This is a genomic window from Pannonibacter sp. (assembly GCF_051860505.1).
In the GTDB taxonomy this organism is placed as follows: Bacteria; Pseudomonadota; Alphaproteobacteria; order Rhizobiales; family Stappiaceae; genus Pannonibacter.
Window position 1 is genome coordinate 37383 of the sequence record NZ_JBHYDX010000022.1, and the last position, 26318, is coordinate 63700.

The window sequence follows — 26318 nt, forward strand, 5'->3', positions numbered from 1 at the left end:
TTGCCAGATTGATCTGGTGGAGCGTGAAGGGTCCGCGGGCGTGCTGACCTGTCTGCCGATCCGCGACCGGCGCAGCCGGGGCCTGGCCGTGCAGATGTTCGCAGACGAGTTGCTGCGCAACCTTAAACTGTCCGCAGACCCAAACGGTGCTTCGGCAGGCAGCTAGGTCGATCATTCTTGGACTGACGATGATACCGGCTCAAGTTCACCTTCGGAGCCTCGCCGGCACCCTTGCCGACAAAAAGAAATAGACGCCCGAAAATCGGCGTTGCAGCACGCGAGGGCGATGTAGAAGCTGAGGCATGTTGTTCGACCTGCCTGACCACGACACCCTTTACGCTGCCCTGCTCGCCCGGGATGTCCGTTATGACGGCCAGGCCTTCGTGTGCGTGTCATCGACCGGTGTCTTCTGCCGCCTGACTTGTCCGGCGCGCAAGCCGAAACGGGAAAACTGCAGCTTCCATCCGACGATTGGCGCCTGCATCGAGGCCGGTTTCCGGCCCTGCAAGCGCTGCCATCCGCTTCAGGCAGCAGCCCTTGCCGACCCGGCCATTGCCGCCCTGCTGACCGCGCTGGACGAACGGCCGGACTTGCGCTGGTCGGAAAGCCATGTGGAACAACTCGGCTTTGACCTCTCCACCGTCCGGCGCAGTTTCAAGCGGCAGTTCGGCATGACGTTCCTGGAAATGGCCCGTCAACGCCGCCTGCGGGAAGGGTTCGAAACGCTTGCGGAGGGCGGCAAGGTGATCGCGGCGCAGCACGAGGCGAGCTTCTCGTCGGCCAGCGCCTTTCGCGCGGCATTCGCGCGCCTGCTGGGTTGCGCGCCTGCGGACCTGCGCGCCGACCGGCTTCTGCGCGCGACCTGGATTGCGACACCGCTCGGCGACATGATTGCAGTCAGCAGCCGCACCCATCTGCACCTTCTGGAGTTTGTTGATCGCAAGGGGCTGCCTGCAGAGCTGAAACGGTTGCAGGCCGGTTCAAAGGAAGGAATAGGCATAGGCGCCCTGCCGCCGTCGGAACAGGCAGCGAGCGAACTCGCCGACTATTTTGCAGCCCGCTCCGGCCGGTTCGCGACGCCGCTGGCACTCACCGCAAGCGACTTCACCCGGCAGGTCTGGGACGCCCTGCGCGAGATCCCGGTGGGCGAGACGCGCAGCTATTCCGACATCGCGCGGAAGATCGGACGCCCCTCGGCAACACGCGCCGTGGCCCGTGCCAATGGTGCCAACCAGATCGCCTTGATGGTCCCCTGTCACCGTGTCATCGGCGCCGATGGCGCCTTGACCGGATATGGCGGCGGTCTCTGGCGCAAGCAGCGCCTGATCGAGATCGAACGGCAGCTGAGAAGCAATTCCAGGAGTGCACCGACCTGACGCCCACGGCTTAGCCAGCCTTGAGCTGGAGCTCCGTGCTACTCCCAGAAGGGGCGCCGGGAAGAGGCGTGGAAAACTGGCCAAGCCCCGCCGCCACCCTGCCGAAGACCGACCCAAGACCGATCAGCACCGGCGCGTCACCAAAGGCGGCCATCGCTTCGCTGGTGAGGTTACGAAGCTCTCCCGTCCAGACCTGTTCATCTGGCCGGCTGACATTGGCATGGGCGACGACAGGCAGATCCGGGCGGACGCCTTCGGCAAGTAGGCGCGTCCGCAGGCTGTCGGCCATGCGCCGGCCCATGTAGAAGACTGTCGTCGCCGCCTCGCTGGACAGCGCATTGAGATCCAGCGTCCCGGGCAGGCCGCCGGACCGGGAATGCGCCGTCATCAGACGCAGGGTCTGGGCGTGATCGCGGTGGGTCAGCGAAACCTTGAGCCGCGCCGCCATGGCCGAGGCGGCCGTGATGCCCGGCACCACATGGACGGGAATGCCTTCCGCCTCCAGCCGGCCGATTTCCTCGCCCGCCCGGCCGAAGACCATTGGATCGCCCGACTTCAACCGCACCACCTTGCGGCCCTGGCGGGCAAGCGAGACCATCAGGTCGTTGATGTCACCTTGCGCGCAGCTCTCGCGTCCGCCGCGCTTGCCGACCAGGAGACGCTTTGCTTCCCGGCGGGCGAGTTCCAGCACCTCGGCACTGACGAGGTCATCGAAGAGGATCACATCTGCCGCCTGCAGCGCCCGCATCGCGGCGAGCGTCAGAAGCCCGGCATCGCCCGGCCCCGCCCCCACCAGTGTCACCTCGCCGACGGTCGACGTCCCGGCTGCCAGATGGGAAACAAAGGCAGGTGCATCTGCCTCGACCTCCCCTGACGGCGCAGCGGTTGCGGCAAAGGCGAGATCAGAAAAGCGCTGCCAGAACTGGCGGCGCTGGCGTATCTGGCCCAGCGTGGCGGCGACATGGCCCCGGATGCGCCCGGCAAAGCCTGTCCAGGCCGACAGGCTGCGCGGCAACAGCGTCTCGATGCGCTGACGCACCGCCTGCCCCAGCACGGGCGCGGCCCCGTCGGTGGAAATGCCCACCACCAGCGGTGAGCGGTTGACGATGCCACCGAACTGGAACTGGCAGAACTCTGGCCGGTCGATGACATTGACCGGAACGCCGGCTGCCCGCGCCGCAGCCACAAAGGCTGCGGCCTCCGCATCCTCTGCAACCTCGGCGACCGCCAGGGCCGCGCCGTCCAGATCGGCGGGCGTCCAGTCCCTTGCAGAATGACGGATGCGCGGAGCCAGCGCGGGATCTGCAATGAGGTCGGCCAGATCCGGGCAAGGATCAGAGGCAAGCAGATGCAGCTCCGCACCGGTGGCCAGCAGCAGTTCGGCCTTCCAGGCCGCCGGCTCGCCGCCGCCGGCGAGAACCACCTTGCGACCTGCGAGCGGCAGAAAGACGGGCAGGACGGCCAGAGGATCCATCCGAGCGGGACGAGGACGAGGCGACGGACCGCGCATTTCAGGCTGAACGGGCAACATGCGATGCCTCCTCTTGCTGTTCCACAATATCGGCAATCAGCCGGGCGATTTCGGACCGGCACGAGCCGCAGTTGCTGCCCGCACTGAGGCTGGCGCCGATCCCGGAGACGGTCGTGATCCCGGCGGCAACAGCCCCGCGGATCTCGTTGGCCCCAACCTGAAAACACGAACAGACGATGGCGCCCTTGTCCGGCTGGTCAGCCGCCGGGCGCCCGGCCAGTAGTTTCCAGCGGGTGCCCGGCGTCGGCGCTGACAGGCCCAGCAGGCCGCACGCCCAACTGCGCGAGACGGCAACAGGCTGGCGTGCCAGGAACACCGCGCCGACGAGCCGCCCGTCCAGGAAGGCCATCGCCCGGTAAAGGCCATCGCCGCGCGACTGGAACGAGAGGCTCTCCGTCCCATGGCCGCAGCGCTGCAACACCTCGGCGGCCAGCGCCTCGGGCTCAGCGTCGTCGATCGCAGCAAACTCCAGCCGTTGACCATCGTCGCGGCGGCCAGTTCCGAGGGGAGCAATGGCCCAGTAGGCAAATGGCAGGTGAGCGGGTACGCCGGCGAGAACCGCAAAGCCATACCAGCTTGCCTCCAGACGGCGCAGACCGACCGTGCTGCGCTTCAGGCCCGGCTGACCGGAATAGGGATCCGTTGCGGCGGACACGAGCACGTCAATGCGCGACCTTGCGGAAAACAGTGAGGTCCAGTGCATGGGCGCAAAGACCTCGCCGGGGCGCACCCGGTCGGTCACGACTGCGCGAAGGACCGCCTCGCCCTGCGCGTTGTCCAGCACCACGAGGTCCGCCGCCTCAATGCCCAGCGCTCGGGCATCGCCGGGATGGATCTCGGCAAAGGGCTCCGCGATATGCGCGAACAGCCGTCCGGTGCGGCCAGTCCGGGTCATGGTGTGCCACTGGTCGCGGATGCGGCCGGTGTTGAGAATAAGACAGTCCGAGGTTGCCGCCGCCGGGACTGGCGGCGTCACGGCCACAAGCCGCGCCCGGCCATCAGGCGTGAAGAAGCCGCCGTTTGCGAACTGGCGCCCGCCCTGCCCTGCCACACCAGTTGTCCCGGCCGGCTGTGGCCAGAGGAAGGGATCAAGGGCATCATAGGCCTCGGCCGAAATGCCAGCATGGGCGCTGATGTCGAAATCCCGGCTGCCCTGGTTGCCGGTGCCGGAGAGCCGGGCGTGCTCCGAAAAGATCGCCGCCGGGCCGTCATAGGCAAAGCCGGCACTGTGCCCCATGCGCCGGGCAACCGCTGACAGGATCGCCCAGTCTGGCCGCGCCTCGCCCGGCAGCGGCAGAAAGGCACGCTGGCGCGAGATGCGCCGTTCGGAATTGGTCACCGTGCCATCCTTCTCGCCCCAGGCAGCCGCCGGGAGCAGAACGTGGGCATATGGGGCGGTGTCGGTGGCGCGGATGACGTCGGACACGACGACGAAGGGACAACGGCTGAGTGCCTCGGCCACCCTATCGGCATCCGGCAGGCTGTCGACCGGGTTGGTGCCCATGATCCAGACAGCCTTGATGCGGCCCGCATGAATGGCCTCGAACAGGTCGACAGCCTTCAAGCCTGGCCGTGCCGCAAGGCGTGGGGCGCCCCAGATGGACTGCACGATGACCCGATGCACCGGGTTGTCGAGATCCATATGGGCGGCCAGCATGTTGGCCATACCGCCCACCTCGCGCCCGCCCATGGCATTGGGCTGGCCGGTGACGGAAAACGGCCCCATGCCCGGCTTGCCAATCCGGCCTGTGGCGAGATGGACATTGAGGATGGCATTGACCTTATCCGTGCCGCAGACGGACTGGTTGACGCCCTGGCTGTAGACGGTCACGACCTTGTCTGTGCGGGTAAACAGCTCGTAGAAGCGACCGACATCGGCGGCGGCAAGACCGGAAGCAGCGGCGACGGTGGCAATGTCGCAGGCCGACGCCGCCGCAAGGGCTGCCTCGGCCCCGCCAGTGTGCCGGGCCAGATACGCCTCATCCAGCCGCCCGGCTTCGGCAAGATAGCGCAGCAGCCCGGCGAACAGCGCCACATCCCCATCGGGCCGCAAACCGAGATGCAGGTCGGCGATCTCGCTGGTGGCGGTGCGGCGCGGGTCGATGGTGACAATGCGCAAGCCCGGTCGCTCCGCACGGACCGCCTCCAGCCGCTGGAACAGCACCGGATGGCACCAGGCCAGATTGGAGCCCACCAGCACGACCAATTCGGCCAGTTCCAGATCCTCGTAGCATCCCGGCACCGTGTCGGAGCCAAAGCCACGCCGGTGGCCGGCAACCGATGACGCCATGCAGAGGCGCGAATTGGTGTCGATGTTGGCTGTGCCGATGAAACCTTTCATCAGCTTGTTGGCGACGTAGTAATCCTCGGTCAGCAGCTGGCCGGACCCGTAGAGCGCGATGCTGTCCGGCCCGTACTCTGCCACGGTTTCGGCGAAGCGCCGCGCCACCACACCCAGCGCCATGTCCCAGCTGGCCCGGCGGCCACCGATTTCCGGATGAAGCAGACGTCCATCCAGCGACAGGGTTTCGGCAAGCGCCGAGCCCTTGGAGCAGAGCCGGCCAAAATTGGCCGGATGCGACGGATCCCCGGCCACGCGCACCGTGCCATCCGCCTGGCGGCTGGCCAACACACCGCAGCCAACGCCGCAATAGGGACAGGTGGTGCGCGTCACCGTTTCAGCCATCCGCTGCTCTCCGGGCGAGCACCGTCCGGGCCAGGTAGACACGGCCGCCCTCAACCCGCGCTGGCGTGGTGGCCACAGCCCCCTCGTCGGCGCCCTGGGCGAGACCTGTCGCAAGGTCGAACACCCAGTTGTGCAGCGGACAGGTGACGAAGCGGCCATGGACAATGCCCTGGCTCAGCGGCCCGCCCTTGTGCGGGCACCGGTCGTCGAGCGCGAAGACCTCGTCGTCGCCGGTGCGGAACAGGGCGACGCATCCCGCCGGCGTCTTCACGACGCGCGCGCCCTCCTTCGGGATATCGGTGAGGAGGCCGATCTCGATCCAGTCCCGTGTCATCGCGTTCATTCGGCCGCCTCCAATCCGAGCACGGCCATCGGCCGGAATTCATGCTTGTCCTTGCCCGAGACGCGCTCGGACCAGGGGTCGGTCTGGGCGAAGGCCTGCGACTGGACGAAGCGCTCGAAATAGGCGCGGCGGCGGTCGCCATCGTCCATGATCTGGCGGCGCACCTCGTCATGGCCGATGCGCTTGGCCCACTTGTAGATGCGTTCCAGGTAGTGGCCCTGCTCGCGGTACATCTGGATCAGCGCCGTGATGGTCTCCAGCGCCTCATCCTCGGTCTGGACAAGGCCCAGGACATCGGTGCCCTTGATGTCCAACCCGGCGGCACCGGCGAAGTGGATTTCGAAGCCGCTGTCGACGCAGATGACGCCGACGTCCTTGCAGGTGGCCTCGGCGCAGTTGCGCGGACACCCGGATACGGCGAGCTTCACCTTGGCCGGGGTCCACGAGCCCCAGAGGAATTTTTCCAGCCGGATGCCGAGCCCGGTGGAATCCTGCGTACCGAAGCGGCACCAGTCGGACCCGACACAGGTCTTCACCGTGCGCAGGCCCTTGGCATAGGCATGGCCCGAGACGAAACCGGCCTTGCCCAGATCCTCCCAGACGGCAGGCAGGTCCTCCTTCTTCACACCCAGCATGTCGATGCGCTGGCCGCCGGTGACCTTGACCGCCGGGATCTCGAACTTGTCGACCACATCGGCGATGGCGCGCAGTTCGGCAGCCGAGGTCATGCCGCCCCACATGCGCGGCACGACGGAATAGGTGCCATCCTTCTGGATGTTGGCGTGCACGCGCTCATTGATGAACCGCGACTGATAGTCGTCCTCGTACTCGCCCGGCCAGTCGGCCACGAGATAGTAGTTGAGCGCCGGCCGGCACTTGGCGCAGCCGCCGGACGAGGACCATCCAAGCTCCTGGATGACGGCAGGGATCGACTTCAGGTGCCTGGCCTTGATCAGCCGCCGGACGTCATCATGGCTGTGCGTGGTGCAGCCGCACATCGGCTTCACAGCCTGCGCCTGGAACCGGTCGCCAAGGGTCAGCTGCATCACCTTCTCGACAAGGCCCGTGCAACTGCCGCAGGAGGCCGAGGCCTTGGTATGCGCCCTGACCTCCTCCAGCGTGGTCAGCCCCTTGGCGGTGATGGCCGAGACGATGGTTCCCTTGCATACGCCGTTGCAGCCGCAGATTTCCGCATCATCCGCCAACGCTGCAACGGCCGCCGTAGGGTCCAGCACGGCCCCTCCCTGATAGGCCTGGCCGAAGATCAGGGTCTCGCGCAGATCCGCAACATCCGTCGCCTTTTTCTTCAGGTCCGTGAACCAGGCCGCATCACCGGTGTCACCGAACAGGACCGAGCCGATGATCCGGTTGTCCTTCAGGATCAGGCGCTTGTAGACCCCTGCGCTGGCATCGCGCAGGACGATTTCCTCCCGGTCATCGCCATCGGCAAAGTCACCGACCGAGAAGAGATCAATCCCGGTGACCTTCAGCTTCGTCGGCGTGTCCTGGTGCACGAAGGGCGCCGGCTCCAAGCCGGTTACAGGCTGCGCAAGTTCGGCGGCGAGAATGCGCGCCATCTCATAGAGCGGGGCAACCAGACCATAGACCTGGCCGCCCACTTCCGCGCATTCCCCCAGCGAATAGATCGCCGGATCGCTGCTGCGCATGCGGGCGTCGACGACAATGCCGCGATTGACCTCCAGTCCGGCCAGGCGGCCGAGGGCCGCATTGGGGCGGATGCCGGCGGCCATGACGACAAGCGTTGCGGGCACTTCCGTGCCGTCCTGCAAGGCAACGGCCCGGACCTTGCCATGTGTATCGGGCAGTAGCGCCTGAGTGTTGGCCCGGGTCATCACCTTGATGCCGCGCGCTTCGAGCGAGCGCTGCAGGAGATATCCGGCCGCCGGATCCAGCTGGCGTTCCATCAGGCTCGGCATCACATGCAGGACGGTCACATCCATGCCGCGCGCTTTCAGACCCGCTGCGGCTTCCAGTCCCAGCAGCCCGCCGCCGATGACGACAGCGGTCTCCCGCGACTGCGCCGCCAGGAGCATGGCATCGACATCATCGAGATCGCGGTAGGTGATGACACCTTTTAGGTCCGCGCCCGGCACGGGCAGGATGAACGGAACCGAACCGGTGGCGATGATCAGCCGGTCATAGGTGGCGGTTGCGCCCTGATCGGAGATCACAGTCCGGGATGCACGGTCAATGGCGGTGATCCGGTGCCCCTTGTAGAGGGTAATGCCGTTGCGGATGTACCAGCCATCCCCGTGGATTACGATGTCCTCGAAGGACTTTTCGCCCGAGAGGACCGGCGACAGCATGATCCGGTCGTAGTTGACGCGCGGCTCCGCGTTGAAAATGGTGATGTCGTAGAGATCGGGCGCAAGCTCGAGGAGATGCTCCAGCATCCGCCCCGGGGCCATGCCATTGCCGATGATGACGAGTTTCTGGCGCATGGGGATCACTCCGCCGCTTCCACGAAGCGATGCCGCTCGTAGAGGAATTTCAGAACGGCCTCGCGGCACTTGAGGTAGGTGCGGTCCCCGGCCAGCTCGATGCGGTTGCGCGGGCGGGCAATCGGCACGTCCAGCACTTCGCCGATGCGGGCGGCAGGACCGTTGGTCATCATCACGATGCGGTCGGACAGAAGCACCGCCTCGTCGACATCATGGGTGATCATGATCATCGTGTTGCCAAGCCGGGCATGGATCTCCATGACCGCATCCTGCAGATGCGCCCGGGTCAGAGCATCCAGCGCGCCGAAAGGTTCGTCCAGCAGCAGCACCTTCGGTTCCATGGCAAGCGCCCGGGCAATGCCGACACGCTGCTTCATGCCGCCGGAGATTTCCCCCGGGCGCTTGTCGCGGGCATGGACCATCTGCACGAGGTCAAGATTGTGCAGGATCCAGTCCTGCTGCTCGGCGCGGGACTTGACACCCCGGAACACCTTGCTGACGGCCAGTGCCACGTTCTCGTAAACGGTGAGCCAGGGCAGCAGGCTGTGGTTCTGGAACACGACCGCACGTTCCGGTCCAGGGGCCTCCACCGTCTGACCTTCGAGAAAGACGACGCCGGACGTCGCTGGCGTCAGCCCGGCGATGATGTTGAGCAAGGTCGACTTGCCGCAGCCCGAATGGCCGATGACGGAGACGAAATCCCCTTTCGCAACGCCAAGAGACACCTGCGAGAGGACCTCCGTGCGACTGCCACCACGTTCGAAGGACTTGTCAATGAATTCGAGGGCGAGATATTGCTGAGCCATGGTCAATCCTCCGGTCAGGCCGTTGCCGTGCCGCGCGTGACGAGCCGTCCGGCAAGGGCAATGAGACGGTCGAGGAAAAAGCCGACGACGCCGACGTAGATCAGCGCGACGATGATGTCGCTGATCAGCGACGAGTTCCACGCATCCCAGATGAAGAAGCCGATGCCGACGCCGCCGATCAGCATTTCGGCCGCGACAATCGCCAGCCATGACAGGCCAACGCCGATCCTGAGGCCGGTGAAGATGTAAGGCGCCGCAGCCGGCAACATGATGCGGACGAAATACTCGATGCCCCCCAGGCGCAGCACCCGCGCGACATTGCGATAGTCCTGCGGGATGTTGCGCACGCCGGCGGCGGTGTTGATGATCACCGGCCAGATGGCGGTGATGAAGATAACGAAGATCGCCGAGGGCGCGCCATCCTGGAAGGCGGCCAGCGACAGGGGCAGCCAGGCCAATGGCGGCACCGTGCGCAGGATCTGGAAGATCGGATCCAGCCCGCGCATGGCCCACTGGCTCTGCCCGAGCAACACGCCAAGGGCGATACCGGCGATAGCCGCGAGCGTATAGCCAACCGCCACACGCTGGAGCGAGGCGAGGATCTGCCAGAACATGCCCTGGTCGGTGCCCTGCCCGCGGTAGAACGGATCAACGATGATCTGCCAGCTCTCCGTCAGCACACGCGACGGCGGCGGCAGCGGGGCGGTCGGGCTGGAACACAGCACTTCCCAGATCGCCAGAAGCACCAGCGTCGTGAGCAGCGGCGGCAACAGATCCGCGATCACACCCCGTAAAATGCGATGTGCGTCAGCAATCATCCCTTGCGAGGGGCGGCGTGGCATGAAGGCAAGGATGCGCGCCGGGGTGGTGGACCGGACCGGCGAAGGTGCAGAGACTTGATTGAGTTTTGCGACGGACATGCCGATCTCCTTCGGGTTTCTGGGTGCCGGGCGGACCTGCCGCCCGGCATGAGGATCGGCTCAGGCCAGGCGGCTGATCGCGAGGCTGGCGAGATAAGCGGAGGGATCCTCCGGGTCGAAGATCTTGCCATCGAAGAAGACTTCCTTGCCGCGCGAGACGCTGGCCGGAATGTCAGATATGCCAAGCTCGGCTGCCGCCGCACGCCAGATGTCCTCGCGGTTGACGGCGTTGACGAGCGCTTTCAGGTCCGTATCGGGTTCAAATTTGCCCCAACGGATGTTCTCGGTGAGGAACCAGGTGTCATGGCTCTTGAAGGGATAGGAGGCAGCGCCCTGCCAGAATTTCATTTCAAGGCCGGAGTTCTCGACCACCTTGCCGTTGCCGTAATTGATCGTGCCCTTGAGACGGCCCAGCACATCCTTGGCCGGCACGTTGAACCACTGGCGCTTGCCAAGGATCGCAGCCATCTCTTCCTTGTTGTCCATGCTGTCAGCCCAGATCTGGGCTTCCATCACGGCCATCAGCAAGGCCTTGGCAGCGTTCGGGTTCGCCTCGACCCAGTCAGCCCTGACGCCGAGTGCCTTTTCCGGGTGGCCCTTCCACAGTTCACCCGTGGTGCAAGCGGTGAAGCCGATGCCCTGGTTGACCAGTTGTTCGTTCCAAGGCTCGCCAACGCAGAAGGCGTCCATGGTGCCGACCTTCATGTTGGCAACCATCTGCGGCGGCGGCACGACGATGGTCGAAACGTCCTTGTCCGGATCGATGCCACCGGCAGCCAGCCAGTAACGCAGCCAGAGGTCATGCGTCCCGCCCGGGAAGGTCATCGCAACCTTGACCTCACCGCCAGCGGCCTTCTTGGCCGCGAAAATCTCCCGCAGCGGCCCCGCATCGAGGCCAACGCCGGAGCCTGCATATTCCTTCGCGACGGAAAGGCCCTGACTGTCGAGATTGAGCCGCGCAAGGATCGCCATTGGCACGGGCACGTTGTTCTGCGTCACCTTGCCGGTGTGCATGAGATAGGGCATCGGCGTCAGGATATGTGCCCCGTCAATGCCATTGGCAGCACCGCCAAGAACGATGTTGTCCCGTGTTGCGCCCCAGGACGCCTGCTTCAGCACCTCGACGTCGGGCAAGCCGTACTTGGCGAATATGCCCTTTTCCTTAGCGATAATAAGCGGAGCGGCATCGGTCAGGGCAATGAAGCCCAGCTTGAGACCTGTCACTTCGGGTGCCGCCCCGGCGGCGAAGGCACCCGATGGAAAACTGGCGCGGATGGCGGTGATCAGGGCTGCGGCGGCGGAGGTCTTGAGCAAGCTGCGGCGGGTGAACCCGTTTCCTGAACCTGTTGTCGTCATGATCTGTTCCCTCTGGATGCAACTGGTGTCTGGAAAACAAAAAACGCCGCCCGGTGACTGCGCCGAACCTCCTTGCGGTGTCCGGCAGCAAACCAAGCGACGTCGGTGTCATTGGTGGGAGCGTTCCCCGCGCCCGTTTTCTCCGATCCTCGTTGACCGGAGCTATGTTGATAGATGCAACGTCCATGCCAATCTGAGTGAAACGAAGTAAATTTTTGATTTTAAATGATTTTTCAAGATATATGCGAACTTGAGCTGCACCACCCCCGGTTCACCCGATGGAATATTGTGCATCTATTGCATCGCAACAAATCAGCTGCACAAATGTAAGGCGGGCTACTCCGGCGCCTCCCCCGTCGCGGAATGGCCCTGATTGCGAATGGCGGCGGCCTCGACATGCGCCATGACATTCGCCGGATCGAACACCAGGTCGTCCATGAACCGTGTCGCGGCAAACAGGGACGGATCCAGCTGCTGTTCAGCGCCTGGCCCCAACGCCTTGTCGTAGAGATCACTGCGGCAGGCCGAGATGGCCAGCGCTTCACCGGCGGCGGAATGGGCCACCTGGCCCCAGCGGATCATCTGACTGTAGATCCACAGCACCTGGCCGGGGCTCGGGCGGTTGGCACCCGGCCCATGAAACAGGAAATATCCGTCAATCCGGCGCAGGGTGCCCTTGTCATCCAGGCTGAACTCGCCGGCCAGAACCCGGCGCAGGATCGCAACGGGCGCCGCAAGATGCTGCGGCAGCGCCAGGATCCGGGCAAGGTCGTCGTGGTGACCTGGATCGGCGCACCAGCGGGCGGACCGGTCCAGCGCTTGCAGCAGTCGCAGGACCGTATCCTCGTTGGCTTCGATGTAGTCCGGACGCAGGCCAATGACCTTTTCCGGCGCGAGCGGCCAGATGTCCTGCTTCGCCGCAACGATACGCCCGACGCCGCGCTCGCAGGCGATCATGTTCCAGGGGGCACCGACACAGAAACCGTCGATGGCCCCGGCCTCCAGCGCATCCGTGGTCATCGGCGGCGGGACGACAACCAGCCGGACATCCCGATCCGGATCGACACCGCCGGCCGCAAGCCAGTAGCGAAACTCGTAATTATGCGAGGAAAACGGATAGGTCACACCGAGGGTGAGTGGAGGCAATCCGGCTTCCTTGCGGCTGGCAACCAGTGCCGCAAAGGCCTTCGCACAGGCAAGCGCATCAGCCGTATCGGACAGGCCTGTCTGCTGGCGCATCCCGTCATAGATCCGGACTGACAGGGTGATCGCGTTGCCGCCACGCCCGAGCGTAAACGGCGTGACCACGGGTGCGGGATTGGAGCCAAGGCCCAACTGGGCTGCGACCGGCATTGGCGCCAGCATATGCGCAGCGTCGAACTGACGGAAGGCGAGCCGGTCGCGAACATTGGCCCAGGACACGTCGCGCACCAGATCGAGTTGCAGCCCTTCACGCGCGGCAAACCCCAGTTCGGACGCCGCAATCAGGATCGAGGCATCGACGAGCGGGATGAAACCGGCCCGCACCAGCCGCGTCTCGCGCCGGCCGATCGCTGCTGCAAAGGGTTCACCGCTCGATGTCTTGGGGCTTGCGTTCATATCCTCAGGCTCCCTGTCGGCGGCGGGTCACAGCAGCAAGCTGGCCGCAGTGACAACGCTTTGGGCGATGTCCGCCATCTTCTTCTTTTCGTTCATTGCGGTTTGTCGCAGCAGGGCGAAGGCATCGGCCTCCGACAAGCCGCGCGACTGCATCAAGATACCCTTGGCCCGTTCGATGATCTTGCGTTCTTCCAGCGCATTGCGCGCATCGGCCAGTTCCCGCTGCAGCCGCGCGAAGGCATTGAACCTGGCAATCGCCATGTCGAGGATCGGCTTCACCCGCTCCTGTCTGAGGCCGTCAACCACATAGGCCGACACCCCGGCATCGACGGCCGCTTCCAGCATGCCGCTGTCGGATCGATCAACAAACATCGCGATTGGCCGCTGTGCTGCGCGGGAGACCTGAAACAAATGCTCGAGTTGGTCGCGGTTGGGGTTTTCCAGATCGATCACGATGACATCCGGATCGATATCCAGAATGCGGCGCAGCAAGCCGTCCATGGTCGTGACGAGAATGACCCGTTCGTGCCCAGCCTCCCGCAATCCGCGCTCGATGATCGCGGCGCGGATCTTGTTCTCATCGATCACGAGTACAGTAAGGGCGTCCATACCCCATTATGCGGCGCAGCAAATGCAGCGCAACAATCAGGCATGCGCATTTTTTAGGCATTCGCGAGCGGAGCACCTGGATCCTTTACAGCGTAACTGCAAAGGCGCCGAGGCAGAGCCTATTGATGCGGCGTTTGACGCACTTTCTCAAGGCAGATGCCCGCATTGCCCCATCGAGGCCAAAGGCGCGTTCAGCCGGGACAAGCGGCAAGCTCCCTTGCTGAGGCACAACACGCCCCGGACGACTGCCCGCGTCAAGGCTTCACGAACTGGGACAGATACTCATCGGAATAGTCGACCTCAAGCTCAACCCAGACCGGCAGGTGATCGGACATCTGATGCGTGACCCACGTTTTCCAGTAACTGTCCCAGGTCCAGCGGTCACGGGACGGATCTGCAGGGTCGCGGTTCGCGAGCGCTGCATAATGATCCTTCTCGCTGTCAAGAAACAGGATGCTGCGATAGTCGATCTTGCCGGACCGCAGCAGCTTTACTTTCTGCCCTTCGCCTGTAAACGCAATCTGATCATAGTGTTTCGTGCCGCCGAGATTGGTTGGCCCGAATTCCGGCACCGTGAAAGCCCGGCTGGTCAATGCGGTCATGGTCGGGTCCCGTGGCCCGACGATGTTCAGATCGCCGAGAAGGATATAGACCTCGTTCTCGCGCTTTGCGCGTTCCTCGAGGATTTCAGCGATCGCCGCGATCTCGGCGACCCTTTTGGCTTTCTTTTCGCCGCGTTCATCGCCGAAGTAGATGTGCGCGCTGCACAGGATGAAACGGAACCAATGCGCCTGAAATGCCGCAAAGAACGGCGTTCGGGCAAACTGCGGCTTGCCCTCCGGCTGCACGATTTCACCAACGAGATTGCGGAAGAACACCTTGGCCTTGTTGTAGAGAAAGGCGATCCGCTCATCATTCCCCTGTCGGCCAACCGTAATGTCTGTGACAAAATAGTCCCAATTCGGACCAAGCAGGGTAACCAGTCGCTGCAAAGGCCGGAGGTCATTGCGGATTTCCTGGACCGCGCAAATGTCGAACCGGTCGATGATCTCGGCGAGATAGTGATAAGTCTCACGCAGCCGCGCCCCACCCTTGCCGCTGTCGAATTCGCGGATGTTCCAGGAGCCTATGATCAGCGAGTTGCTGCGACGCCCCTGGGTGATCTGGCTTGCGAGTTCCTGGCGCAGGGCAAGAAGCTTGCGGGCGATGAAATCCGCATGTGCCGCATCGGTTTCGCGGTACCCGCGCAGATCCTTGTACATGGCCATGGTCTTGTCTCCTGCGCGTGGGGCACATCAAAACACTGTGGTCCACCCTTCCCGGGCAACGTCCTGCTTCTGGTAGATAACCCTGTCCGTGATCGTACCGTCAGGGGCAACGAGCTGGATGCCCCCCTTCTTGTTGGACAAACGCGGGCCGAGCGGCGTGGCGGTCAGACGAACCCGCAAGGTCTCCCCTGCCCCCAGCAATCCCTTCAGTTGTTCCGTGCGGCCGCTCATGTCAGCCAGCGTCCAGCCGGTCAGGTCGATGGCAATATCGGTCCGGTTGAGAACTGTTACGGTCTCCTCGCCGTCTTCAGGCGAAGCACTCGGATCGATCAGCGCCGCAAGGATCGACAGGGCGGCCGTCATCGGATTGATCGCTTGATCCGGCTCGGGCTTGGCCTTCAAAGGATGGCCGGTCTGGGCATTCGTCGACCAGTCCTGGCTCTGGAAGGCAAGAAAGATCGCCGTCCATGTATCGGTTTCACCGAAATGAATGAGCAAGGCACCGTCCTGATTGACCCCATTCGAACTGGCAAAGCTGCCACGTGAGCCCTGATTCATGTGGATGTCATGAATGCCATTGCCAGGCAGAAAGCCGAAATAGGCATCCGGCTTGCCCGGTTCCGGCCCCCAGACCTCTCCAAACGCGTAGAAACTGATGTGATGATCCTCGGCAATCGCAGTCTCGACCAGGGGTTCGATGAGATCGCGCAGGTCATTGGCTGGGCCGCTTCGCTGGAACGGAGCGATTTCCATGTCCTCCCGTCGCACGATACCACCACGCACATAGTCGAGCGCCAGGTGCGGTCGATCCCGACGGATGTCCGTGATACCGGCAGGCAGTTGTTTCAACTCAGATAAAATCGGATGGGCGAAACTGTGCTGGATATCGAACAGGAGGTCATGCGGCGCCTGCTTGGACCGCACATTGACGGCAATGCGATAACTTGTCCCGAGGGCCTCAATTCGGATCTCGATGTGGGGACTGTCATCATCATCAAGGGTCATGGCTGAGGCAATGCCCTTGAGGAGCCCGTAGTTCTTCAAGGCCATGCCAATCTCCACCCGAAGGGCACCAGCCAAACCCGGCTGCGCCGCCAAATACAAACTACTTTAGATTGATCCTGCGTAACGTCAATTTTGTGACGCAGGGATATGTTCCGAACCTGTCCGCCTGTCGCCGGCTTGACCCATGACCGTGCCATGTCACATTGACGTGAGGCAGAAACGGGCGTGATTCGGCTTGGTTTCCTGCAGTCGGGCAGATGAACGGGGACGGTGGTGGCAGAGACCGGTTGGATTGAACTCTTGCGCCGGGTAGCGGCGCTGGGTCTGGCGGTGCTGGGCCTGGCCGGCGGGCTCAGCGTGTTTTCGCCGATCACCGGACTTGTCTGCCTTGCTGCTGCCGTCGGGGTGTATGTCGGCTTGCCCTATCAGACACCGCCAACCGGTTCAGTCCAGCCGGACTGGCAGCCATCGATCCTCATGTCGGATATGATCGGATTTGCGGTCGGCGTGCCGTTCTTCAGCCTGCCGCTTCTGGCTGCAGCCGATATGCCGACCCCGGCAGCATTTGTTTCAATGCTGTTCTTCCTCCCGGCCTCGCTGTGCTTTCCGATTTTCTACCTGTCGGCACGCCAGGCAACATCCTATGCCCGGTTCTTCGGCAACGGCTTCGAGGTGACGGAGTTCGGCCTGACCATGCGCCTGCGTTATACCGATCTGGCACGGGCCGAAATACGGATCTGGCAAATGAAGCGCGGTCTTTCGCTGCTGTCGCCGTTCCTGGACCGGCGACACGGGGTGACGCTGGTGGCCGGATCCGCTCCCTCGAAGACGCTGCGGCTGACCTCAAAAACAGGGGCCGTTTTCGTTATTTCGACGGAGACAATCCCTGATCTTGAACGCATCTTCGTCGACATGGACCGCGCCGGCATCGAGTTGCCGAAGGGATTGTCCGATCTGGGACGGCGCCGGATCCGCAGGGTACGGGAAAAGCGCTGGGGCAAGGTCGAAGACACTGTTCCAGCTCCGGCACCAGGTTTGGACCGCCTGCGCAAGCCGCGTTGAAGTCAGGCATTTTCCGCCAAGTCAGGGCTGAACGTTCCCGGTCTGGCCCGGATGAGGGTATTCGGTTCTGCTTTTGCGACAAATGGAGCGCGCCGATTGCTTCATATTGCCTTTCGGGCAATGCTAATGTCCTGTTGGACCGGGGGCGAGCAAACGGGGCGGCGCACAGCACATGACTTTTGACCAGATTTTCGTCTTGCTGTTGCTGGCTCTCGTGTTATTTGGTTTCATCAAGGAAATATATCCACCGGAACTGACCGCGCTGGCCGCCTCTGCCGTGCTGATAGCCGTCGGAATTGTCGACACGAAAGAGTTCCTTGGTGTCTTCTCCAACAGTGCGCCAATCACGATTGCCATGATGTTCATCATCAGTGCAGCGCTGGAGCGGACCGGCGTGCTGCAACTGGCTGGCAACGTCCTGGAGAAGCACTCGAAAGGATCGTATCTGCGGGCTGTCTTCATCATGATGCTGTTCGCAGTGACGGCCTCTGCCTTCATGAACAACACTCCCGTGGTAATCCTGCTGACGCCAGTGATGATTGCCGTGGCCACCGGGCTTGGCACGACCCCCTCGAAATTCCTGATCCCACTGTCCTATGCTGCGATCTTCGGTGGCACGCTGACGCTGGTTGGCACCTCGACCAACATCCTGATGAGCGGCATCACGCTGAAGGCCGGCCTAGAACCGATCGGCATGTTCGAGATGACCCTGCCCGGGCTCATCCTTGCGTCGGCAGGCCTTGTCTACATGATCTTCGCCGTGCGTTACCTGCTGCCGGAGCGTCAGTCGATGGCGGGTTTGCTGAGCCAGGGCGGCACGCGCCGTTTCATGGCCAGGCTGCTGATCCCGGCAGGCTCCCGCTACGTTGGCAAGAGCCTGGAAGACCTGCCGTTCACGGGGGCCGGCACCCGGATCCTCGACGTGCTGCGCGGCGAGCACTCGATGCGCCACCGGCTTGACGACCTGACGCTGATTGCCGGCGACCGGATCGTGATGAAGACCGGGACAGGCGAAATCCTGGCGCTGAAGGAAGATGGACAGATCGAGTTCCGGGATGTCTCTGACCAGGGGTTCGAGCCGGTTGCTGCCGCGCAGACCTTGATGCTGGAGGCCAGCGTCGGGCCGAACTCGCATCTCATCGGCCGGTCGCTGAGCGCGCTGAACCTGCGCCGGACCTACGGCGTCTATGTGATGGCCGTGCATCGCCAGGACCGCAACATCTCGGACGAGATCGACCACTTGCGCCTGCAATTTGCCGACACGCTGCTGCTCGAAGGACCGGCGGAAGGGCTGCAGCGGCTGGCCGAGGACGAGGGCCTGATCAACCTGTCCGCGCCGCAGGAACGCGCCATCCGCAGGCAAAAGGCTCCAATCGCCATTGCCACCATCATAGCTGTCATGGGACTTGCCGCCCTCGGGATCATGCCCATCGAAGGGCTGGCCGTGATTGGCGCGGTCGTCGTGATGCTGACGCGCTGCATCGATCCGGTCGATGCCTTCGAGGCTGTCGACTGGCGCATCCTATTCCTGATCTACGGCATGCTTGGCTTCGGCATCGGCCTCGAGAAGACGGGGGCTGTGGAACTGATCGTCGACAATGCCATGGCCCTGATCGGCCATGCCCATCCGATGCTGGTGCTGGCCGTTGTCTATGTGCTGACCTCGGCGCTGACCGAACTGGTCAGCAACAATGCCGTCGCCGTATTGGTGGGCCCGATTGCCATTGCATTGGCCCAGCAACTTGGGCTGGATCCGCGCCCCTTCATCATGGCGGTGATGTTCGCCGCCAGCGCCAGCTTCGCAACGCCGATCGGCTATCAGACCAACACATTCGTCTACAGCGCCGGCGGCTACAAGTTCCGCGACTTTCTCATCGCCGGCGTGCCGCTCAACATTCTCTGTGCCGTTATCGCGGTGCTTGTTATCCCGCTGTTCTTCCCGTTCTGACGGCAAACAGCCTGATCACAGCCACGCCGGCTTGCGCTTGTCGAAGAAGGCGGAAATGCCCTCGTGCGCTTCCGGGTCTTCCCAGCAATCGGCCAGCCGCTCGATGGTGGCGGCAATCACCGCCTCGGTGATCGGCGTGCCAAGCGAGCGGGCGAGCGCCTTGGCGCGGGCGACTGCGCCGGGGGCCGCCGCCAGATAGGGCTTCACCTCGCGCTCGATGGCCGCGTCCAGTTCGTCCGCCGCCACTACCCGGGCCACGAGATCGAGGTCGCGGGCTTCCGCCGCATCGAACAGGCGCGCCGACATGAACACCCGCCGCGCCTTGCCCTCGCCCATGCGGGCGACAACATAGGGGCTGATGGTCGCCGGGATCAGGCCGAGGCGCGTTTCGGTCAGGCCGAACTTCGCGCCGTCCACGGCGATGCAGACATCGCAGACGCTCATCATGCCGATGCCGCCGCCGAAGGCCTGGCCCTGCACGCGGCCGATCAGCGGCTTGGGCAGCTCGTTCAGCGCCTTGAGCATCAAGGCCAGCTTGCGCGCCTCGGCGATGCGCGTCGCCCGGTCGGCGGTGAACTGCGCCCGCATCCAGTCGAGATCCCCGCCGGCACAGAAGCTTGCCCCCTCGCCGGTCAGGATGACGACGCGCACGGCGGGATCAGCCCCCAGCTCGGCCGCTGCCGCCGTCAGCTCGGCAATCATGGTCGCAGACATCGAATTGTGCTTCTCGGCCCGGGCCAGCGTCAGCGTGGCGACCCCGCGCGGGTCGGTTTCGATGCGAATGGTCTCGAACATCTCAGGCCTCCTCACGCAGGGAACGGGCAAAGGCGGCGGCTTCCGCCAGCTTTTCAAGGTCCAGCCCCGTCTCGTAGCCGTGATCGGCCAGCAACCGGGCGACGGCCTCGGTCGCCACGTTGCCCTTGGCGCCGGGCGCATAGGGGCAGCCGCCGAGACCGCCGACAGCTGCATCGAACGTCCGCAGCCCCTTGTCGAGGCTGACTTCGATATTGGCGAGCGCGTTGCCGCGCGTGTCGTGATAATGGCCGGCGAGGCGATGGGCGGGCACCTTTGCCAGAACCGCATCCAGCATCCGGCCGATGCTCTCCGGCGTGCCAGCGCCGATGGTGTCACCGAGCGAGACCTCGTAGCAGCCCATGGCAATCAGCTCAGCGGCCACATGGGCGACGCTTTCGGGCGGTGTCGGGCCGTCATAGGGGCAATCGGTGACGCAGGAGACATAGCCGCGCACCGGAATGCCGTCGTCCTGCGCCTTGTCCAGCAGCGGACGGAAGCGTTCCAGGCTCTCGGCGATGGAGCAGTTGATGTTCTTCTTGGAAAAGCCCTCGGAGGCCGAACCGAACACCGCCACCTCGTCGGCGTGGGCGTTGCGCGCGGCCGTGTAGCCCTTCACGTTCGGCGTCAGCGCCGTGTAATGCACCGAGGCCTTGCGGCGGATGCCGGCCAGCACCTCCGCCGCATCGGCCATCTGCGGCACCCACTGCGGGCTGACGAAGCTGGTCACCTCGATCTTGGCGAAGCCGCAGTCGGTGAGCATGTCGACGAGGCGGATCTTGTCCCCGGTCGCGATCATGCGCTTCTCGTTCTGCAGCCCGTCGCGCGGGCCCATCTCGAACAGGGTGACGAAGCCGGTCATGGGCGCAGTTCCTTGCTTTCCTCGCTGGCGCGCTGGCGCAGCTCGCGGCGGATGACCTTGCCGGTGGTCGTCATCGGCAGGGCGTCGACGAAATCGACCTCGCGCGGATATTCATGCGCCGCGAGGCGGGTCTTGACGAACAGGGCGATGTCATCGGCCAGCGCGTCGCTGGGCTCGACCCCGGCTTTCAGCACCACATAGGCCTTCACGATCTCGGTGCGCTGCGGGTCCGGCTTGCCGACCACGCCGGCCATGGCGACGGAAGGGTGGCGCAACAGGCAATCCTCGATCTCGCCCGGGCCGATGCGGTAGCCCGACGAGGTGATGACGTCATCGTCGCGGCCGACAAAGCGCAGCCAGCCGTCGGCATCCCGCACGCCGGTGTCGCCGGTCAGCAGCCAGTTGCCGAGGAACTTCGCCTTCGTCGCCGCCTCGTTGTTCCAGTAGCCGAGGAACATCACCGGATCAGGGCGCCGCACGGCGATGAGCCCCTGCTCGCCGTCAGCGGCAATCTCGCCCGCTTCTGTGACCACATTGACGTCATGGCCGGGCACCGCGCGGCCCATGATGCCGGGCCTTGCGTCCATCACGGCGGCGCAGCTGGAGACGATCATGTTGCATTCGGTCTGGCCGTAGAACTCGTTGATGGTGAGCCCGAACACTTTGCGGCCCCAGGCGATCAGCTCGGCCCCGAGCGTTTCGCCGCCCGAGGCGACGGAGCGCAGCGACAGGCTGTAGCGGCTCTCGGGGCTCTCCACCTGGCGCATCATTTTCAGCGCGGTGGGCGGCAGGAAGGCGTTGCGGATGCCCTGGGCCTGCATCAACTCGAAGGCCGCCTCGCCGGTGAACTTGCGGAAGCGGCAGGCCACGACCGGAATGCCATGATAGAGCGCCGGCATCAGCACGTCGAGCAGCCCGCCGATCCAGGCCCAGTCGGCCGGGGTCCAGAAGCGGTCGCCGGGACACGGCAGAAAATCATGGCTCATCTCCACGCCGGGCAGATGGCCGATCAGCACCCGGTGGCCGTGCAGCGCGCCCTTCGGCTGGCCGGTGGTGCCCGAGGTGTAGATGATGATCGCCGGATCGTCTGCCGCCGTGTCGACGGGCGTGAACTGGGTCTCATGACCGGTCATGGCCCGCGCCAGATCTTCGGCCCCGTCGATGGCACCGTCCATGGCCCCGTCGATGCAGAGCACGGTGGTGAGCGCCGGCAGTGCCTCGCGCAGGCGGGAGAGTTTTGCCGCCCCCGACGCATCCGTGACGACAATCTTCACCCCGGCATTGCCGAGCCGGTACTCCAGCGCTTCCTCGCCGAACAGCGTGAACAACGGGATCGTGATCGCCCCGCATTTCAGCGCGGCGATATGGGCAGCTGCCGTCTCGATGCTTTGCGGCAGCAACACGCCGACCCGGTCGCCCCGCTCCAGACCACGCGCCCGGAACAGGTTGGCGAGGCGGTTCGACAGGGCCTTCAGCTCGCCGAAGCTGACGCGCGTCGCCACGCCATCCTCGGCCACATAGGTGATCGCCTCGCGGTCCGGCTCCACATCAGCCCAGCGGTCGCAGATGGCGACGCCGATGTTGAAGCGATCCGGCACGCGCCAGCGGAACCCGTCCCGCAGCGCCTCGTAACTGTCGGCGGAGGGCAGCGCCGGGTCAGGCTGCATCGGCCGTCTCCTCGGCAAGGGCCAGCAGCAGCGTGCCGTCAGTGACCTGCTCGCCGGCGGCAACGAAGACATCGGCAATCACGCCGTCGCGCGGGGCGGTCAGCGTGTGTTCCATCTTCATCGCCTCAAGGATGACAAGCGGCTGGCCCTTGGCAACTGTCATGCCCATTTCCGCCGTCAGCACCTTGACCAGTCCCGGCATCGGCGCAACCAGCTTGTCGCCGGCCGCATCGCCCTCGTCGTCGCCGGACAGGACATCCGCCCGGATAAACTCGAAGGCCTCGCCAGCATAGAAGACAGAAATGCCCTGGCCCGTCTCGGCCAGCCGTGCCTTGTCGCGGTGGCCGCCCGTGTCGAAGCGGATCTCGCCGTCGCCCACATGGGTCAGCTCGATGTTCAGCACGTCGCCGACAAGATGCACGGCAAAGCGGCTGCGGCCAAGGCTGCGCGCCTCGATCTCGTGCCGCGTGCCCTTGTGGTCCAGCACGGCGAACTGGCGCGAGGCGCTCCAGCCGCGCCAGCCGATGAGACGGTCCCAAGGGTCCGTCCCTTCCGCCGGACGCAGGAGCCCGAGGCTCGCCAGCGCCGCCAGCGCCATCACGGTCGGCGGCGTCTCGCCTTGAGCGATCAGCGCGTCCTGGTCGCGGCCGATCAGGCCCGTGTCCACGTCGCCGGCGGCAAAGCCCTTGTGTCGGCACAGCGCCGCCAGGAAGGTGGCGTTGGTGACGGACCCCGCCACTTCCGTTGCCTCCAGCGCGGCCAGCAGCCGGGCGAGCGCGGTCTTGCGGTCCGGACCATGCACGATGATCTTGGCGATCATCGGGTCATAATAGGGGGTGATGCTGTCACCCTGGCGCACGCCGGAATCCACCCGGGCGATGTGAGCAGGCAGACGCAGATGGTCGAGCGTGCCCGTCGCCGGCAGGAAGCCCTTGGCGGCGTCCTCGGCATAGAGCCGCGCCTCGAAGGCCCAGCCGTTGATCGAAAGCTGGTCCTGGGTCAGCGGCAGCTTCTCGCCGCTCGCCACCTTCAGCTGCCATTCGACGAGATCCTGCCCGGTGATCGCTTCTGTGACCGGATGCTCCACCTGCAGGCGGGTGTTCATTTCCATGAAATAGAAGCGGTCTTCCGACAGCCCGTCCGACACGTCGGCAATGAACTCGATGGTGCCGGCGCCCGAATAGTTGATCGCCTTGGCCGCCCGCACGGCGGCAGCGCCCATCGCGGCGCGCATTGCCTCCGGCATGCCGGGCGCCGGGGCCTCCTCGATCACCTTCTGGTGGCGGCGCTGCAGCGAGCAGTCGCGCTCGAACAGATGCACGGCATTGCCGTGGCTGTCGCCGAAGACCTGGATCTCGATGTGGCGCGGCTTGGTCAGGTACTTCTCGATCAAGACGCAAGGGTCGCCGAAGCTCGCCTGTCCCTCGCGCTGCGCGCCTTCCAGCGCGGCGAGGAAATCGATCGGATCATCCACCCGCCGCATGCCCTTGCCGCCACCGCCGGCACGGGCCTTGATCAGCACCGGATAGCCGATCTCGTCGGCCCGCGCCTTAAGGAAAGCGGGGTCTTGGGTTTCGCCGTGATAGCCCGGCACCACCGGCACGCCGGCCTTCTGCATCAGCGCCTTGGCGGCATCCTTCAGGCCCATGGCCCGGATCGCGTCGGCGCTGGGGCCGATGAAGGTGATGCCGGCAGCCGTCAGCGCATCGACGAAGCCGGGGTTCTCGGACAGGAACCCGTAGCCCGGATGCACCGCTTCCGCCTTGCTGAGGCGGCAGATCTCGATGATCCGCTCGACCTTCAGATAGCTCTCGGCCACGGGCGCGGGGCCTAGCCGCCAGGCCTCGTCGGCCAGCGCAACGTGTTTGGAATTGGCATCCGCGTCGGAATAGACCGCAACCGTCCGGATGCCCAGCCGCCGCGCGGTTTCAATGACCCGGCACGCAATCTCGCCCCGGTTGGCGATGAGGATCTTCTTGAACATCACTGTGCCTCCCCGGCGAGATCTTCCACGAGACGGAACCGCTCGCAGACCACTTCCATCTCTGGCCAAAAGCCACCATTGCGTTCGTAATAGGCCCCGTGGTCCCGCTGCCAGCCGGCGAGATCCTCGTTTTCCCCCTCACTCAGGGCAAACTCGGCATCGACATCGCAGAAGCGGCGGATCACGACGGAAGTGGTCTCGATGACGAGAGCCGGCGTGCCGTCCCAGTTGAGGGCAATGTCCTTGCGCCCGGCCACAGGCATTGCCTCACCGCCTTCGGTAAAATCGCGCAGCGCACCGCAAGTGCCGGTCTTGCGGCCGCTGCGCACCAGCGCAATCAATTCCGCCGACAAGCGCTCGCTGTCGCCGAACTTGAAGGTTGCGGCGCCGGGATACTTGGCTTTCAGTTCATCCAGTGTCTTGGTCATGGCATCACATCCGGAACAGGCCGAAGCGGGTGTCGTCGATCGGCGCGTTGAGCGCGGCCGACAGGGACAGGGCGAGGCAGTCGCGCGTCTTGCGCGGGTCGATGATGCCGTCGTCCCACAGTCGTGCCGAGGCATAGAGCGGATGGCCCTGCGCCTCGAACTGGTCGATGACCGGCTGCTTGAAGGCCTTTTCCTCCTCCGCCGACCAGCTGCCGCCCTTGCGCTCGATGCCCTCGCGCCGGACGGTGGCCAGCACGCCGGCAGCCTGTTCTCCGCCCATCACCGAAATGCGCGAGTTCGGCCAGGTCCACAGGAAGCGCGGGGAATAGGCGCGGCCGCACATGCCGTAGTTGCCCGCGCCGAACGAACCGCCGACGAGCATGGTGATCTTCGGCACGGAGGTGGTGGCCACCGCCGTCACCAGCTTGGCGCCGTCCTTGGCGATGCCGCCGCTCTCGTATTTGCGCCCGACCATGAAGCCGGTGATGTTCTGCAGGAACACCAGCGGGATCTTGCGCTGCGAGCAGAGCTCCACGAAATGCGCGCCCTTAACCGCGCTCTCGGAGAACAGCACGCCGTTGTTGGCGATGATGCCGACCGGCATGCCGTAGATATGGGCAAAGCCGCAGACCAGCGTCGTGCCGTAGCGCGCCTTGAACTCGTCGAAGCGCGAGCCGTCGACCACGCGGGCAATGACCTCGCGGATGTCATAGGGCGTCTTCAGGTCCGCCGGCACCACGCCGAGGATTTCCTCCGGGTCGTAGAGCGGATCTTCCGGGCTTGTGAGATCGAGCTGCGCCGGCTTCAGCCGGTTGAGATTGGCGACCGCGCGGCGGGCCAGCGCCAGCGCATGGGCATCGTCGCGGGCCAGGTGATCGGCCACGCCGGAGAGGCGCGTGTGCACGTCGCCGCCACCCAGATCCTCGGCCGTCACTTCCTCGCCCGTCGCCGCCTTCACCAGCGGGGGGCCGGCGAGAAAGATCGTGCCCTGGTTCTTGACGATGATGGTCTCGTCGCTCATCGCCGGCACATAGGCGCCACCGGCGGTGCACGAGCCCATCACCACGGCGATCTGGGCAATGCCGCGCGCCGACATGTTGGCCTGGTTGAAGAAGATGCGCCCGAAGTGGTCGCGGTCGGGAAACACCTCGTCCTGGTTCGGCAGGTTGGCGCCGCCGGAGTCCACGAGATAGACGCAAGGCAGGTTGTTCTCGGCGGCGATCTCCTGCGCACGCAGGTGCTTCTTCACCGTCATCGGATAGTAGGTGCCGCCCTTCACCGTCGCGTCATTGGCGACGATCATCACCTCGCGGCCCTCGACCCGGCCGATGCCGGCGATGACGCCAGCCGAGGGAGAGGCATTGTCATACATCTCATGGGCTGCGAACAATCCGACCTCGAGGAAGGGTGAGCCCGGATCGAGCAGGCGCGACACCCGCTCGCGCGGCAGGATCTTACCCCGCGCGGTGTGGCGTTCGCGGGCGAGGGCCCCGCCGCCGTCAAAGGCGGCCTCGGCCGCGCGGCGCACCTCGGCCAGCGCGGCCTCATGGGCGGCGCGGTTCTTCTCGAAGGTCTCGCCGCGCGTGGCGACGTTCGATTTCAGAATGCCCATGG

20 protein-coding genes are annotated in these 26318 nt (G+C 64.7%); 3 read left to right on the forward strand and 17 right to left on the reverse strand.

What is annotated here, in order from left to right:
• Positions 1 to 302 precede the first annotated feature (302 nt).
• Positions 303 to 1376: a bifunctional transcriptional activator/DNA repair enzyme AdaA gene (locus ACTIFE_RS15400; RefSeq protein WP_439530047.1), complete on the forward strand. Its 1074-nt coding sequence runs from the start codon at positions 303 to 305 to the stop codon at positions 1374 to 1376.
• Between the two features lie 10 nt (positions 1377 to 1386).
• On the opposite strand, the gene cysG is transcribed toward ACTIFE_RS15400, so the two are convergent.
• From cysG to ACTIFE_RS15455, 11 genes are all read right to left on the reverse strand, one after another.
• Entirely contained in the window at positions 1387 to 2907 is a 1521-nt protein-coding gene (gene cysG / locus ACTIFE_RS15405; protein ID WP_439530048.1) for a siroheme synthase CysG, read from the reverse strand.
• The gene (locus tag ACTIFE_RS15410) at positions 2888 to 5593 is read right to left on the reverse strand and encodes a nitrate reductase (protein WP_439530049.1); all 2706 of its coding nucleotides are present in this window, start codon (positions 5591 to 5593) and stop codon (positions 2888 to 2890) included. Before ACTIFE_RS15410 ends, cysG begins: the two co-directional genes overlap by 20 nt.
• Positions 5586 to 5927, reverse strand: coding sequence for a nitrite reductase small subunit NirD (gene nirD, locus ACTIFE_RS15415; protein ID WP_439530082.1), 342 nt, complete (start codon positions 5925 to 5927; stop codon positions 5586 to 5588). Before nirD ends, ACTIFE_RS15410 begins: the two co-directional genes overlap by 8 nt.
• 5 nt (positions 5928 to 5932) lie before the next feature.
• On the reverse strand, positions 5933 to 8398 hold the full coding sequence (gene nirB, locus ACTIFE_RS15420; RefSeq protein WP_439530050.1) for a nitrite reductase large subunit NirB: 2466 nt from the start codon (positions 8396 to 8398) through the stop codon (positions 5933 to 5935).
• A gap of 5 nt (positions 8399 to 8403) precedes the next feature.
• Complete coding sequence (locus ACTIFE_RS15425) at positions 8404 to 9204, reverse strand: ABC transporter ATP-binding protein (RefSeq protein WP_439530051.1); 801 nt, start codon at positions 9202 to 9204, stop codon at positions 8404 to 8406.
• 14 nt (positions 9205 to 9218) lie between these two features.
• The gene (ntrB, locus tag ACTIFE_RS15430) at positions 9219 to 10022 is read right to left on the reverse strand and encodes a nitrate ABC transporter permease (protein ID WP_439530083.1); all 804 of its coding nucleotides are present in this window, start codon (positions 10020 to 10022) and stop codon (positions 9219 to 9221) included.
• Between the two features lie 162 nt (positions 10023 to 10184).
• Positions 10185 to 11480 (reverse strand): CmpA/NrtA family ABC transporter substrate-binding protein, encoded by a 1296-nt coding sequence (locus ACTIFE_RS15435; RefSeq protein WP_439530052.1) that lies wholly within the window; start codon positions 11478 to 11480, stop codon positions 10185 to 10187.
• Positions 11481 to 11816: 336 nt separating this feature from the next.
• Positions 11817 to 13079 (reverse strand): CmpA/NrtA family ABC transporter substrate-binding protein, encoded by a 1263-nt coding sequence (locus ACTIFE_RS15440; protein ID WP_439530053.1) that lies wholly within the window; start codon positions 13077 to 13079, stop codon positions 11817 to 11819.
• 27 nt (positions 13080 to 13106) lie between these two features.
• A complete protein-coding gene (locus ACTIFE_RS15445; RefSeq protein ID WP_439530054.1) occupies positions 13107 to 13688 on the reverse strand; it encodes an ANTAR domain-containing response regulator in 582 nt (193 codons plus the stop codon).
• A gap of 254 nt (positions 13689 to 13942) precedes the next feature.
• Positions 13943 to 14956 (reverse strand): endonuclease/exonuclease/phosphatase family protein, encoded by a 1014-nt coding sequence (locus tag ACTIFE_RS15450; RefSeq protein ID WP_439530055.1) that lies wholly within the window; start codon positions 14954 to 14956, stop codon positions 13943 to 13945.
• Between the two features lie 27 nt (positions 14957 to 14983).
• Complete coding sequence (locus tag ACTIFE_RS15455; RefSeq protein ID WP_439530056.1) at positions 14984 to 16006, reverse strand: DUF2278 family protein; 1023 nt, start codon at positions 16004 to 16006, stop codon at positions 14984 to 14986.
• Between the two features lie 228 nt (positions 16007 to 16234).
• Between ACTIFE_RS15455 and ACTIFE_RS15460 the strand changes: the two genes are divergently transcribed.
• Both ACTIFE_RS15460 and ACTIFE_RS15465 read left to right on the forward strand, forming a co-directional pair.
• Positions 16235 to 17023 carry a hypothetical protein gene (locus tag ACTIFE_RS15460; protein WP_439530057.1) on the forward strand — a complete coding sequence of 263 codons (789 nt, stop codon included), beginning with the start codon at positions 16235 to 16237 and terminating at the stop codon, positions 17021 to 17023.
• A gap of 172 nt (positions 17024 to 17195) precedes the next feature.
• Positions 17196 to 18971, forward strand: coding sequence for an SLC13 family permease (locus ACTIFE_RS15465; RefSeq protein ID WP_439530058.1), 1776 nt, complete (start codon positions 17196 to 17198; stop codon positions 18969 to 18971).
• Between the two features lie 15 nt (positions 18972 to 18986).
• Here the strand turns inward: ACTIFE_RS15465 and ACTIFE_RS15470 are convergent, their stop codons facing one another.
• Genes ACTIFE_RS15470 through ACTIFE_RS15495 form a run of 6 tightly spaced genes read right to left on the reverse strand, consistent with a single transcriptional unit; the run spans position 18987 to position 26316 of the window.
• Complete coding sequence (locus ACTIFE_RS15470) at positions 18987 to 19766, reverse strand: crotonase/enoyl-CoA hydratase family protein (protein ID WP_439530059.1); 780 nt, start codon at positions 19764 to 19766, stop codon at positions 18987 to 18989.
• Position 19767: 1 nt separating this feature from the next.
• Positions 19768 to 20625 (reverse strand): hydroxymethylglutaryl-CoA lyase, encoded by an 858-nt coding sequence (locus ACTIFE_RS15475; protein WP_439530060.1) that lies wholly within the window; start codon positions 20623 to 20625, stop codon positions 19768 to 19770.
• Positions 20622 to 22292 carry an acyl-CoA synthetase gene (locus tag ACTIFE_RS15480; protein ID WP_439530061.1) on the reverse strand — a complete coding sequence of 557 codons (1671 nt, stop codon included), beginning with the start codon at positions 22290 to 22292 and terminating at the stop codon, positions 20622 to 20624. The genes ACTIFE_RS15475 and ACTIFE_RS15480 overlap by 4 nt, the downstream gene beginning before the upstream one ends.
• On the reverse strand, positions 22282 to 24276 hold the full coding sequence (locus ACTIFE_RS15485; RefSeq protein WP_439530062.1) for a biotin carboxylase N-terminal domain-containing protein: 1995 nt from the start codon (positions 24274 to 24276) through the stop codon (positions 22282 to 22284). Before ACTIFE_RS15485 ends, ACTIFE_RS15480 begins: the two co-directional genes overlap by 11 nt.
• Positions 24276 to 24704 carry an ASCH domain-containing protein gene (locus ACTIFE_RS15490; protein ID WP_439530063.1) on the reverse strand — a complete coding sequence of 143 codons (429 nt, stop codon included), beginning with the start codon at positions 24702 to 24704 and terminating at the stop codon, positions 24276 to 24278. The genes ACTIFE_RS15485 and ACTIFE_RS15490 overlap by 1 nt, the downstream gene beginning before the upstream one ends.
• 4 nt (positions 24705 to 24708) lie before the next feature.
• Positions 24709 to 26316 carry a carboxyl transferase domain-containing protein gene (locus ACTIFE_RS15495; protein WP_439530064.1) on the reverse strand — a complete coding sequence of 536 codons (1608 nt, stop codon included), beginning with the start codon at positions 26314 to 26316 and terminating at the stop codon, positions 24709 to 24711.
• Positions 26317 to 26318: the final 2 nt, after the last annotated feature.

What these genes read in the sequence shown, in the direction of transcription:
- ACTIFE_RS15400 (WP_439530047.1), top strand. Translation starts at nt 303, where the DNA reads ATGTTGTTCGACCTGCCTGACCACGACACCCTTTACGCTGCCCTGCTC.
- cysG (WP_439530048.1), bottom strand. Translation starts at nt 2,907, where the DNA reads ATGTTGCCCGTTCAGCCTGAAATGCGCGGTCCGTCGCCTCGTCCTCGT.
- ACTIFE_RS15410 (WP_439530049.1), bottom strand. Translation starts at nt 5,593, where the DNA reads ATGGCTGAAACGGTGACGCGCACCACCTGTCCCTATTGCGGCGTTGGC.
- nirD (WP_439530082.1), bottom strand. Translation starts at nt 5,927, where the DNA reads ATGACACGGGACTGGATCGAGATCGGCCTCCTCACCGATATCCCGAAG.
- nirB (WP_439530050.1), bottom strand. Translation starts at nt 8,398, where the DNA reads ATGCGCCAGAAACTCGTCATCATCGGCAATGGCATGGCCCCGGGGCGG.
- ACTIFE_RS15425 (WP_439530051.1), bottom strand. Translation starts at nt 9,204, where the DNA reads ATGGCTCAGCAATATCTCGCCCTCGAATTCATTGACAAGTCCTTCGAA.
- ntrB (WP_439530083.1), bottom strand. Translation starts at nt 10,022, where the DNA reads ATGATTGCTGACGCACATCGCATTTTACGGGGTGTGATCGCGGATCTG.
- ACTIFE_RS15435 (WP_439530052.1), bottom strand. Translation starts at nt 11,480, where the DNA reads ATGACGACAACAGGTTCAGGAAACGGGTTCACCCGCCGCAGCTTGCTC.
- ACTIFE_RS15440 (WP_439530053.1), bottom strand. Translation starts at nt 13,079, where the DNA reads ATGAACGCAAGCCCCAAGACATCGAGCGGTGAACCCTTTGCAGCAGCG.
- ACTIFE_RS15445 (WP_439530054.1), bottom strand. Translation starts at nt 13,688, where the DNA reads ATGGACGCCCTTACTGTACTCGTGATCGATGAGAACAAGATCCGCGCC.
- ACTIFE_RS15450 (WP_439530055.1), bottom strand. Translation starts at nt 14,956, where the DNA reads ATGGCCATGTACAAGGATCTGCGCGGGTACCGCGAAACCGATGCGGCA.
- ACTIFE_RS15455 (WP_439530056.1), bottom strand. Translation starts at nt 16,006, where the DNA reads ATGGCCTTGAAGAACTACGGGCTCCTCAAGGGCATTGCCTCAGCCATG.
- ACTIFE_RS15465 (WP_439530058.1), top strand. Translation starts at nt 17,196, where the DNA reads ATGACTTTTGACCAGATTTTCGTCTTGCTGTTGCTGGCTCTCGTGTTA.
- ACTIFE_RS15470 (WP_439530059.1), bottom strand. Translation starts at nt 19,766, where the DNA reads ATGTTCGAGACCATTCGCATCGAAACCGACCCGCGCGGGGTCGCCACG.
- ACTIFE_RS15475 (WP_439530060.1), bottom strand. Translation starts at nt 20,625, where the DNA reads ATGACCGGCTTCGTCACCCTGTTCGAGATGGGCCCGCGCGACGGGCTG.
- ACTIFE_RS15480 (WP_439530061.1), bottom strand. Translation starts at nt 22,292, where the DNA reads ATGCAGCCTGACCCGGCGCTGCCCTCCGCCGACAGTTACGAGGCGCTG.
- ACTIFE_RS15485 (WP_439530062.1), bottom strand. Translation starts at nt 24,276, where the DNA reads ATGTTCAAGAAGATCCTCATCGCCAACCGGGGCGAGATTGCGTGCCGG.
- ACTIFE_RS15490 (WP_439530063.1), bottom strand. Translation starts at nt 24,704, where the DNA reads ATGACCAAGACACTGGATGAACTGAAAGCCAAGTATCCCGGCGCCGCA.
- ACTIFE_RS15495 (WP_439530064.1), bottom strand. Translation starts at nt 26,316, where the DNA reads ATGGGCATTCTGAAATCGAACGTCGCCACGCGCGGCGAGACCTTCGAG.